This window comes from Trueperella sp. LYQ143, assembly GCF_046599595.1.
Classification (GTDB): domain Bacteria; phylum Actinomycetota; class Actinomycetes; order Actinomycetales; family Actinomycetaceae; genus Trueperella.
This window is the reverse complement of record NZ_JBKIWR010000019.1, coordinates 28,958-40,934: the sequence shown is the minus strand read 5'-3', so window position 1 is coordinate 40,934 and position 11,977 is coordinate 28,958. Positions and strand designations below refer to the sequence as shown.

Genomic DNA, 11,977 nt, shown 5'->3' with positions numbered 1-11,977 from the left:
CCGCACCCCGGGCACTTAACACTCGTCATTCATAACAGAGTGCCAAACCCCTAAAACACACCAACTACAACACCCAGTTTCCCCCGCAATAACGCCAAAAAATCCCGACAAAAGCAACACAATTTGTCCGACCAATTAGTTGACTACAACCAACTAAAACCCCCACTTTCGCGCATCAACACAACGAAAAACCCGAAAAATAGCAACACATTTTGTCCTATAACCCCAATTTGTCCGACCAATTAGTTGACTACAACCAACTAAAACCCCCACTTTCGCGCATCAACACAACGAAAAACCCGAAAAATAGCAACACATTTTGTCCTATAACCCACATTCGCGGGCGGGTTTTAGCCCCAGGGGTCTGGTAGGGTCTGGCTACCAGACCAGAACAAAAGGCAAACAAAAAATCCCCCGACATATCGAGGGATATCTAGTGGGCGATACTGGGATCGAACCAGTGACCTCTTCCGTGTCAAGGAAGCGCGCTACCGCTGCGCCAATCGCCCGGACTTTCGAGGTGGGTACGGGATTCGAACCCGTGTATACGGCTTTGCAGGCCGCTGCCTCTCCTCTCGGCCAACCCACCGCGGGTTAGTGCGGATCGCATGGACCACACTGTGGCCGTCGAGCGGATGACGGGGCTCGGACCCGCGACCTTCACCTTGGCAAGGTGACGCTCTACCAACTGAGCTACATCCGCATTCGTTCTTTCAGTTCGAACGCTTGACTAATATAGCCAGCCGGAGCGCCCGTTGTCTAATCGAAAAACATGACCTGCGCCACGTCTAGTTTTATTTGCGCTAGACGCGTCCTCTCAGCTATCCTCATTGGGCATGCATGTGCAACATTTAGCGGGCGATTAGCGCAGCGGTAGCGCGCTTCCTTCACACGGAAGAGGTCACTGGTTCGATCCCAGTATCGCCCACCACATTTTTCATCTTTGCATTTTGCAATAACTTCTCACTCATTCACCGCTATTCATGAGAGCCTATCAGTATGGAAATTTGGCCTGGAAAACCGTATCCCCTCGGTGCAACCTTCGATGGCACCGGAACAAACTTTGCGATCTTCTCCTCCGTGGCAGACCGGATCGAGTTGTGCCTAGTTGATGACGACCTGCAAGAAACACGCGTTGAGCTACGCGAAGTCGATGCCTACGTCTGGCACTGTTATCTGCCAGGAATCCGCCCCGGACAACGCTACGGGTTCCGCGTTTACGGCCCCTACGACCCGGCAAACGGGCACCGTTGCGATCCGTCTAAAATCCTCCTTGATCCCTACGCAAAAGCAATCGAAGGGCACGTAGAGAACCACCAAGCGAATTTCTCCTACAACTTCTTTGCCCCACAGGAGCGCGCCGAAGAAGATTCCCTCGGCCACACCATGCTCTCCGTCGTAGTCAATCCCTTCTTCGATTGGGGGCACGACCGCCCACCTCAGCACGAGTATCACAACTCCGTCATCTATGAAGCCCATCTGAAAGGGATGACGCAGTTACACCCCGATATTCCCGATGAGCTGCGCGGCACATACCTGGGGATGGCTCACCCGCAGATGGTCAACTACCTCAAAGATCTCGGGATCAGCGCATTAGAGCTCATGCCAATCCATCAATTCGTTAACGACACATCACTGCTTGAACGCGGGCTGTCCAATTATTGGGGTTATAACACCATCGGATTCTTTGCCCCACATAACAGCTATTCATCTTCTGGAGAGCGCGGATCTCAAGTAGAAGAATTCAAAGCGATGGTCAAGGCCTATCATGAAGCGGATATTGAGGTCATTCTCGACGTGGTTTACAACCACACCGCTGAAGGCAATCACATGGGGCCGACCCTATCGTTCCGAGGCATCGATAACGCCGCCTACTATCGGCTCGTTGACAACGATAAGGCTCACTATTTTGATACCACCGGCACGGGCAATTCGCTCAACATGTCCTCTCCCCATTCCTTGCAGCTCATTATGGATTCCCTACGTTATTGGGTCGTTGACATGCATGTGGATGGCTTCCGCTTCGACCTAGCTTCTACGCTGGCTCGGGAACTACATGCCGTCGATAAGCTGTCATCCTTCTTCGACATTATCCAGCAAGATCCAATCATCTCGCAGGTGAAGCTGATTGCTGAGCCCTGGGACGTCGGCGAAGGTGGCTATAACGTCGGTGAATTCCCGCCATTATGGTCAGAATGGAATGGTAGCTATCGCGATACTATGCGAGATTTCTGGCGGGGCGAGCCCTCGGTACTATCCGGATTCGCTAGCCGGTTAACCGGATCCTCAGATCTGTATGCACACTCTGGTCGGCGACCCTTTGCCTCCATCAACTTCATCACCGCACATGACGGTTTTACCCTGCGTGATCTAGTGTCTTACAACAATAAACACAACGACGCGAATGGCGAAGGCGGGGCAGACGGAGAATCGCACAACAGATCCTGGAATCATGGCGTTGAAGGCCCAACCGATGATCCCCGCATCACTGAACTCCGCCTGCGGCAAATAAAGAACTTCTTTACCACTTTGCTGACCTCGCAAGGTGTGCCCATGATTTCTCATGGTGACGAGCTCGGCCGCACCCAAGGGGGAAATAACAATACGTACTGCCAGGATAGTGAGATCTCGTGGGTACATTGGGAGGCAAATAGCGAGGCGGCAGAACTACATCGCTTCGTTCAACGCCTCATTCAGCTTCGGCGCGAACATCCGGTATTCCGGCGTCGCCGATTCTTTAAGGGCGACGCCGGACGCGGTGGCGCCTCCGAGCAAGGCGACATCATGTGGTACATGAACAACGGCGAAGAAATGGCAGAGGAAAACTGGGACACCTGGTTCGCTCGCTCGGTCATGGTGTTCTTGAACGGTGCACGGATCGCTGAACCAGATCATCGTGGCAACCCCGTTGTTGACGATGATTTCTTCCTCGCCTACAACGCCTCGGAAGAGGATCTTGATTTTACGATCCCGCCAAGCTCCGAGGCTGCCACCTGGACTACAGTGCTCACCACCACGTCGGAGGAGCTAAGCGGTGACGAATACGCCAGTGGCGATATTTTTCCGGTCCGGGCACATTCCGTCACCATCTTGATGCGTTCGCGCGCCGAAGATCCCGTCCTAGCCGATAGTAATTCCCTCACGGCATGAATATGATCTGCGTCTTTGCCTCATACGTCCAGGAAAAATCGAGATAGGGATCCCGCCATTACCGGCACGATCCCACCGCAGATTCTCCATGCCCCAACCGGCCTACGCACCGCAGCAGCGATCTGATTTAAGCACGCATTACGTTGTTTTCTTCCACTCGCCCCGCTCTCGGTGCGTTCCCCGCTACCGCCAAAAGCCGATAGAGTGGAGATACGCTGTCAAGGAGTGTTATCACTAATGGAATCACATACTGCTATACCTAACCATCCGCACGTCCCTCCAGCTAATCGACATCAGCCGGTAACGAGCTACCGTATTCAGCTTTCCCCGTCCTTCACTTTCCACGACGCCCAAGCGATTGTTCCCTACCTGCGCGCATTAGGGGTGACTGACGTCTTTTTCTCCCCGATCTTGCAGGCTGCTCCTGGTTCCACACACGGCTACGACGTGGTCGATCATGGGCGTATCTCTACCGAACTAGGTGGGCAAGAAGGATTTGAAGCAGCAGCCGACGCAATCCACCACGCCGGAATGCACCTCATCGTCGATATTGTGCCTAATCACATGGCCGTCCCTACCCCGCTGTACCATAATCGCGCGCTGTGGTCGCTCCTGCGTGATGGGCACGACTCCCTTTACTTCTCGTGGTTTGATATTGAGCTATCCGATGCAGGCGACGGGCTACTCATGCCGGTTCTCGCAGATCGTATCGGCAAAGTTTTAACGAATGGCGATATTTTCACGGATTCCATCGTCATCCCCGGAGAATCTGAACCGAGCCATGTTATCCGCTACGGCGACCACGTATTCCCCATCCGACGCGGCACAGAATCCTTACCCATCGCACAGATGCTGGATGCCCAGTTCTACCGGCTAGCTTATTGGCGAGTTGCCAACGAAGAGCTGAATTATCGACGATTTTTTGACGTCGATACGCTCGCGGCTATTAACGTCGAAAATCCGGAGGTTTTCGCGCAATCTCACGCGCTCATCATCGATCTGGTCAACCGCGGCTATATCGATGCGCTACGAATCGACCATCCTGATGGACTGGCAGATCCCCGCGAGTATCTGCGCAATCTAGCACAAGCAACCGGGCAGGTATGGACGGTGGCCGAAAAGATCCTCGGCACTGACGAAGTCCTCCCCTCTGATTGGCCCTGCGCCGGCACAACCGGATATGACGCACTCATGCGCCTGCAAGGATTATTCACCGATCCGGCAGGGTTATCAGCATTAACACAGAGCTACGTTGAGCTATCACAATCTACAGAAACACTGACCAATATGGAGATCGCCGCGAAACGGCAGATCGTCGAAACCTCACTATTTGCCGAGGTCGATAGGCTGGCAACTCTCCTCGCTGAGATCTGCCACAGCGATGTCCGACTACGTGACCATACCTATCGTGCAATACATAATGTCGTCACCGAATTAGTCATCCACATGGATCGCTACCGCGCCTACGTCGTTCCCAAAGAACGCCCCCATCCCAACGAGGAACGAGTTGTGCGTTCCTGCGCCGAACGAGCCGCACAAGAACTAGAAGCCGATCATTTAGAAACCCTGGAAGTTGTCGTCGATATTCTTCTCGGTAATGAAATCGGATCGGCTGGGCGCACCCATGAAGCCGCCCGCAATGAAGCAATTATCCGCTTCCAGCAAGTATGCGGAGCCGTCATGGCAAAAGGCGTAGAAGATACGACTTTCTACCGTTACACCGCGCTAACCTCAGCGAACGAAGTCGGCGCCGGCCCTGATACCCCGACGATCTCACCAGATGATTTCCATGCATTCCAGCAACAACAACTGCGCACCTGGCCAGTATCCATGACGACACTCACCACGCATGACACCAAACGTTGCGAAGACGTCCGCGCATATATCGCACAGCTTTCTCATCATCACGACGAATGGCTGAGCCTCCTTGGGCGTATGCGTCGCCTACTCAATGACGAAGAACGCAACGAGATTGATGGGCAAATTGAAATGCTCATGTGGCAAACCATCATCGGTACCTGGCGAGATAACGCGCCTATCCCCTTTGATCGACTATCAGCGTATCTGTTGAAGGCTGCTCGCGAACAAAAAACGTGGACCACCTGGACGCAACCGAATTCCAATGCCGAACAGACCCTGCTCACCTACGCACAAACTGCCGTGGAATCCCCTGAAATACGCGAGTTGCTAGCGGATTTTATGAATCGCATTGAACCAGGAGCACGGGCGATGATCGTGGCCCAAAAGGCTCTGCACATGACGATGGTTGGCGTTCCAGATATTTACCAGGGGGAAGAAATCACTCAGACTTCACTGGTCGATCCGGATAATCGCCGCCCAGTAGATTTCGCCTACCTACATCAGCTTCTCGCTCGCCTAGAGAGCGACGGCTTACCCGCTCACCCCAGTATTGACGAAGAAAAACTCTGGGTCACCTCCCGCCTTGCTCAGTTGCGCGCCCGCACACCGCAACTCCTACACGCCGGATATGAGCCGCTGCCGGTTTCCACTGGATATGCTCTCGCATTCGCTCGAATGTACGACCAAACACCGGGCCTGATTACCGTTGCGCTGCGTCAGAATGACCCAGCCTTAGCCACGCACAGCGTCGTTTTGCCCGAGGGTCAATGGCGCAATGTACTCACCGACGAGGAATTCTCCGGCGGCACTCATCCTATTGCCGATCTACTTGGTCGGTTCTCGGCAGCAGTATGCGAGCGCATTTCATGAAAGCTCTGCGAATTTGGGCACCGCACGCCCACGAAGTGACGGTAGAACTATGCGATACCGGCCAGCATCGCGCCTTACATAACTGTGGTGCTGGGGTGTTCGAACTTGCCGAGGGATTGCCTCATGGGCAGCAGTACTACGTCTATCTTGATGGCGGTATGCCCCTGCCGGATCCTCGCTCTATGTGCCAGCCATACGGGGCACATGGTCCGTCACAAGTTGTTGATCCAGATACGTTTCAATGGACAGACGCGCATTGGCATGGACGTGATCTGCACGGCGCAATCTACTACGAATTACATGTTGGAGCCTTCACCCCTGAGGGGACGCTTCGAGCTGCCATCAATCGTTTGGATTATCTGCGTGATCTTGGCGTGGATGTGGTGCAGCTTATGCCCATCGCCCCTATGCCAGGTAAGCGCGGCTGGGGGTATGACGGGGTATCCATCTTCGCTATCCATCATCCCTATGGCGCACCCGAAGATCTCGTCGCTTTCGTTAATGCCGCACATGAACGTCAGCTATCTGTATGCCTGGACGTGGTATACAACCATCTGGGGCCAGATGGGAATTATTTGGCTCAATTCGGCCCCTATTTCACTGACGCTCACCACACCCCGTGGGGGTTAGCCGTTAATCTGGATGGCCACAACAGTGAAGAAGTTCGTCGGTATTTCTTAGATAATGCTCGCCAGTGGGTGCGGGATTATCACATTGATTCTCTGCGTATTGACGCTGCACATTACCTTATTGACTCCTCCGAGCCGCATTTTCTCGCTCAGCTTTCCCAGGAAATGAATGAATTATCCGTTGAGTTAGACCGACGGATCACCTTGACTGCGGAAACTGAAGCGAATGATCCTGCGATGATTACGCCCATTACCCAGGGCGGTTTAGGCATGGATCTGCAGTGGACAGATGACATTCATCATGCACTGCACGTATGGCTCACCGGAGAGCACAACGCCTACTATCAGGACTACGTTGATCCGCAGGCAATGCGCGCCGCTTTTGAGAACGGTTTTGTGCGTATCGGGCAAGAGCTCGCTTTTCCCAGTGCCTCACGCGGTCGCCCCATCCCGGCTGAGATCAGTGGGCATTGCTTCATGGCCTTTGACGAAAATCATGACCAAGTTGGCAACCGCCTGTTGTGTGATCGTCCCACGCAGCGGCTAGCTCTTGGACAGGTTGCTGTTTCGCGAGCGCTGATCCTCCTTTCGCATTACACCCCGATGCTGTTCATGGGCGAGGAATGGGCGACGAAACGTCCTTTCCACTATTTCACTGACCACGGCCCTGAGCTGGGGGCAGGTATTAAAGATGGTCGTATGGCCGAATTTGCTCAGTGGGATTTGGCTGACGTCTATCCAGATATATCTTTAACCGATGTTCCTCTAGCCACCGCTGATCCACAAGACGAACAGACCTTTATCTCTTCCTTATTGGACTGGTCTGAGTTAGAGCTGACGGATCACCGCCGAATGTATGATTTCGTCCGTGATCTTATTCGGTTGCGCGCGTCCGTAGCAGATATTGCAAGCGGAGATCGCTCTCGTACCCGATGTGTCTTTGTTGAGCCGCCTGCGCACGAAGGCGATACTGAGCCAAAACCGCGCTATGGCGCTCCACCATCAGGATGGATGGAACGTGGATCGGTTGTTATCGTCTTTTCTCTTACTGGGCACACTGATATTACGCCGCCTATTGCCGGTAAGGAGCTCCTGCTTGCCTGGGACGAATCCGCCATGCATATCTCACATAACACTCTTGGGGATCCACAGGTTTCCATGTCGGCGCCGAATGTCGCCATCTGGGGATAACGCACTCTAGATAGCTATATTTCTTTCTTTGCGCATCTGGGCTGACGGATTCGTTCTTGCCGAATAGATCGTTGCGCCGAGCGCGTTGGCGAGTCTGTTTTCCGCACGGCACTGCCAGCAAAAATACGGTTTCTATCACGCTTGCCTAGCTATCGGCGCGCCATCTTCGGAAAGACGACATATCTCGATACAGTCAAAGGGTGAACCAGCAAGGACCTCCTGCGGATTTCGTCACCGCCCTAGAATCCCTCAAAGGGCAAACCTTCCGCCCCGAATTGCATATCGCCCAGATGCCTGGGCCAACGCGCATTGCTCCCTGGGCGGTAGCTTTACAAGCAGAAGTGAACGATTCGGCACAGCGCGACCCCGATCATTTCCGTGGTTCAGCCAAATTCGTTGTTTTACATGACCCCGACGGTCAGGAAGCCTGGAACGGAACATTCCGAATCGTTATCCACGCTCAGGCTCCTATGGACGCTGAAATGGGTGACGACCCGCTTTTAGGAGAAGTCGCATGGTCATGGTTAGTAGATGAATTAGACGCTCAAGTCTCTTACCATTCACTCAACGGCACAGTCACCCGCGTATTTAACGAAACCTTCGGCGGATTACATCTCAATAGCTCGCGAGTCGATCTGGAGCTGCGGGCATCGTGGACGCCAGGAACTATCTATCTCACCGAACATTTACACGCATGGGCGAACTTCGCTGCCACTTTAGCTGGGCTAGGGCCGTGGAGCGAATCCGTCGTCAGCCTACCTCGTCGGGTGGATAAGATTTGACCTCAGCACATGTACGCCCGCTTTTAGAGCCGCGCGATGGCCCCGTCGGATTAACCCACGATGATATTGACCAGGCAGTGCAGCGGCTGGCTGCCGGTACTGGACCGATTGCCGTTGATACCGAACGTGCTATGGGGATTCGCTATTCCGCTCGCGCATATCTCATCCAGTTACGCCGCCCAGGAGCTGGAACATTCCTCATTGATCCAGTGGGAATCGAAGATCGGCTCGTAGGCCTTGCCGAGGTTATGAAAACTGAGTGGATTTTACATGCCGCCGATCAAGATCTATCTTGCTTGCATGAATTGGGGTTATTCCCAGAAAAGGTATTCGATACGGCGATGGCAGCCAAACTCCTCGGCCGAGAACATATCTCGTTACAAGCCCTAGGAGTGGAGCTACTGCAGTTAAAACTAGCAAAAGAGCACGCCACCGCAGATTGGTCACAACGCCCCTTATCCGCCGAAGAATTGAATTATGCGGCCCTTGACGTTGAGCTCCTGCACGAATTGCGCGATATTCTCACCCAGCAGCTACATGAAGCCGGACGCTTCACCTGGTTTGAAGAAGAATGCGAGGAGATACGCACCCGCAAACCGACGCCCTCTGCCGCCCAGCCCTGGCGTAAGGCAGCCCGACGTACCCATCTGCGAGATCAACGTTCCCTAGCTATGCTTCGGGAGCTGTGGAATACCCGCGATCGTCTGGCGCAAAAACGCGATATTGCCCCCAGTAAAATCGTCCCCTCGGATGTGCTAGCCGAACTTGCTCGACGCAAACCTCGATCTCGACAAGACGTTACGACCTGCCCGTTATTACGCCCTCGTATGCGCCAACGTTATATCCCCCAATGGTGGGCTGCCATCGAAACTGCCTGGCGTTTGCCCACCCATGAGCTACCGGAACGCGATTATCACGATAAGGCAAAAGCCTATCCGCCGATCACGCGCTGGCCAAAGACGCATCCGCAGGCGGCAAAACGTTGGGAGATTTTACGCCCCGCAGTGATTGCCCATGCCGAAAAGCTCGGGATTGACCAAAGTGTCCTCCTTAAACCAGAGATTCAGCGGCTCACTGCCTGGGTTGGATGGCATTCCGAAGCAGAGTTACGTGATGTGCTGCAAGAATATGGCGCGCGTCCGTGGCAGATTAACGAAGTAGTCCAGCCAATTCTGCACGCAATGCACAGCGCATAATCCACCGGCAGCTCCGCTACACCTCCTCGTTTGGGGTGGAGCTAATATGCTGCCCATTCCCAGCCTTTGCCATTATCGACGCCGTTTGTATCCTTACCGCTAGAGCTATACCCAATAGCACCTATATCAGCTATGTACCTGCGCATACTGCCAGCCGCCCAGGATTCGACCCCACTGGCTTTTCTTACACCTGGGGCGATTTCTAGGCACAATAACAGCCCGCTAGAACGTTTTAGCGCCATATCATTTTGGGCCAGCTAAGAGGTATGCGATACCTGCCACCCGATCACGCCACTTACAGTGAATTAGGCAGGGCTTCCTGCCCGTAGACTGTGCACTGCGGCAATGACATCTGCCACAGCCATCCCCTCGTATTCCAAAATCGCGTCTCGTTTTGCATGGTTCAGGAAATGACGAGAAATACCACATATACGCATCGGCACATCACATTGGATCTGACTCAAAGCATTATGTAAGGCCGCGCCGACGCCTCCTTCGATCAGCCCATCTTCCAGCACCACCACACCAGCAGCCCGTCGAGCGAGATCACAAAGTTCAGCACCGATAGGTAACGGCCAGCATGGATCTACCACACAGAGAGACTCATCTGGTAGCTGCTCAGCAGCTTCAACAACCGTATGAGCCATTGGCCCAATTCCCACCAGCAGGATCGGCCGACGCGCCGGATCGCCCTGTTCGCGCAGAATATCCACATCGCCAATTCGACGAGCTGCTGGCAAACTATTCGGCACCGATCCCTTCGGATAACGCACTAGCGTCGGCCCATTGGTTGCAAACGAACGACGCAGTTGCTCGCGCATTCGCTCTTCATCACGCGGGACGGCAACCTGCACGTGTGGAATCATCGCCGCCAGCGACAGATCCCACATACCATTATGCGAGGCCCCGTCATCGCCAGTAATACCCGCCCTATCCAAACAGATCGTCACCGGCGCATTATGTAACGCAATATCCATAAGGAGCTGGTCGAATCCTCGATTCATAAAAGTGGCATACAAGGCCAGAACCGGATGATAACCGCCGTATGCGAGGCCAGCAGCCATTGTGCATGCATGTTGCTCCGCGATACCGACGTCAATGACCCGCTGGGGAAATTCTTCCCGCATTGGAGCCAATCCGACGGGCTCCAACATCGCCGCAGTGATCCCAACAAGAGATTGATCCGCACGGGCTGCAGCGCAAACCTCTTCAGCGAAGATTGACGTCCACCCAAAACGAGATGGTTCAATCGGTAAACCGGTTTCCGGATGAATACGCCCTACCGCATGGAATCTATCGGGCACATGAGACTCTGCCGGCTTATACCCGCGACCTTTTTCCGTAATCGCGTGAACAACAACCGGACCACCAAATTTTTTCGCCATCTGGAAGGCCTCAATCAAGGAACCAATATGATGCCCATCAACCGGCCCGATATATTTCAATCCCAAAGAATCAAAGATTCCAGCGTCAAAGAAGACGTCTTTCAGCCCCTTTTTCAGACCGTGCAATGCATCGTAGGTCAACTGCCCAGGCAGTCCCGCACCATGTAGCGTGCGTTTACCCCAATTCAGGAACTGTTCATATTCTCGATTGACTCGTAGCGCGTCGAGACGGCGAACCGGATCTAGGCGGCGCACAATCCCACCAACCGTCGGCGCATACGAACGACCGTTATCGTTGAGCACAATAACCAGCGGCCGTTCCTTATCTTCAGCGATATTATTCAACGCTTCCCAGGCCATTCCGCCCGTCATTGCCCCATCCCCAATCACCGCGACAACCCGGGAAGGATCTGAGGTTAATTGCCGAGCACGCGATAGGCCGTCTGCCCAGGATAATGCGGTGGAGGCATGCGAATTCTCCACGACGTCGTATTCCGATTCAGCGCGTGAGGGGTATCCTGACAGCCCGCCTTCCTGACGCAATTTTGTGAAGTCGTGGCGCCCAGTGAGGATTTTGTGAACGTAGGATTGGTGGCCGGTATCCCAGATGATCGTATCTTGCGGAGAATCAAAAACCCGATGGAGTGCAATCGTCAGTTCGACAACTCCCAAATTCGGCCCCAGATGACCGCCAGTTTTGGCGACATTTTCGACCAAAAATTCACGGATTTCTCGGGCAAGCGTCGCCATCTGCCGCGGGCTAAGCGCCGATAAATCTTTTGGGCTGTGTATCTGCTCGAGGAACACGCACTCTCCTTTATTCTATCTGCCGATACACTACCACCTTGCCCATACCCGCGTTAGTTCAGCGCCCCAATCACAACGGAATATTTCTAACACTGGCGAGCTTCATA

6 protein-coding genes and 4 tRNA genes are annotated in these 11,977 nt (G+C 53.9%); 6 read left to right on the top strand and 4 right to left on the bottom strand.

Annotation, left to right across the window (positions count from 1 at the left end):
- Positions 1–437: 437 nt before the first annotated feature.
- The 3 genes from ACLHIL_RS07785 to ACLHIL_RS07775 all read right to left on the bottom strand — a co-directional run bounded on the left by ACLHIL_RS07785 (position 438) and on the right by ACLHIL_RS07775 (position 703).
- Positions 438–509, bottom strand: a tRNA-Val gene (locus ACLHIL_RS07785).
- A 9-nt stretch (positions 510–518) separates the two neighbouring features.
- Positions 519–589, bottom strand: a tRNA-Cys gene (locus ACLHIL_RS07780).
- Positions 590–630: 41 nt separating this feature from the next.
- Positions 631–703 (bottom strand) — tRNA-Gly (locus tag ACLHIL_RS07775).
- A gap of 153 nt (positions 704–856) precedes the next feature.
- Here ACLHIL_RS07775 and ACLHIL_RS07770 point away from each other — a divergent pair.
- From ACLHIL_RS07770 to ACLHIL_RS07745, 6 genes are all read left to right on the top strand, one after another.
- Positions 857–931 (top strand) — tRNA-Val (locus ACLHIL_RS07770).
- Between the two features lie 68 nt (positions 932–999).
- Positions 1,000–3,150, top strand: a complete 2,151-nt coding sequence (glgX, locus tag ACLHIL_RS07765; protein ID WP_411297394.1) for a glycogen debranching protein GlgX — start codon at positions 1,000–1,002, stop codon at positions 3,148–3,150.
- A 237-nt stretch (positions 3,151–3,387) separates the two neighbouring features.
- On the top strand, positions 3,388–5,880 hold the full coding sequence (gene treY / locus ACLHIL_RS07760; protein ID WP_411297393.1) for a malto-oligosyltrehalose synthase: 2,493 nt from the start codon (positions 3,388–3,390) through the stop codon (positions 5,878–5,880).
- Complete coding sequence (treZ, locus tag ACLHIL_RS07755) at positions 5,877–7,700, top strand: malto-oligosyltrehalose trehalohydrolase (protein ID WP_411297392.1); 1,824 nt, start codon at positions 5,877–5,879, stop codon at positions 7,698–7,700. Before treY ends, treZ begins: the two co-directional genes overlap by 4 nt.
- 200 nt (positions 7,701–7,900) lie before the next feature.
- Positions 7,901–8,482, top strand: coding sequence for a DUF3000 domain-containing protein (locus ACLHIL_RS07750; protein ID WP_411297391.1), 582 nt, complete (start codon positions 7,901–7,903; stop codon positions 8,480–8,482).
- The gene (locus tag ACLHIL_RS07745; protein ID WP_411297390.1) at positions 8,479–9,678 is read left to right on the top strand and encodes a ribonuclease D; all 1,200 of its coding nucleotides are present in this window, start codon (positions 8,479–8,481) and stop codon (positions 9,676–9,678) included. Before ACLHIL_RS07750 ends, ACLHIL_RS07745 begins: the two co-directional genes overlap by 4 nt.
- Before the next feature lie 305 nt (positions 9,679–9,983).
- On the opposite strand, the gene dxs is transcribed toward ACLHIL_RS07745, so the two are convergent.
- Positions 9,984–11,870 carry a 1-deoxy-D-xylulose-5-phosphate synthase gene (gene dxs, locus ACLHIL_RS07740; RefSeq protein ID WP_411297389.1) on the bottom strand — a complete coding sequence of 629 codons (1,887 nt, stop codon included), beginning with the start codon at positions 11,868–11,870 and terminating at the stop codon, positions 9,984–9,986.
- Positions 11,871–11,977 lie beyond the last annotated feature (107 nt).

Coding starts and splice junctions, on each gene's coding strand:
- treY (WP_411297393.1), top strand. CDS start 3,388: ATGGAATCACATACTGCTATACCTAACCATCCGCACGTCCCTCCAGCT.
- glgX (WP_411297394.1), top strand. CDS start 1,000: ATGGAAATTTGGCCTGGAAAACCGTATCCCCTCGGTGCAACCTTCGAT.
- treZ (WP_411297392.1), top strand. CDS start 5,877: ATGAAAGCTCTGCGAATTTGGGCACCGCACGCCCACGAAGTGACGGTA.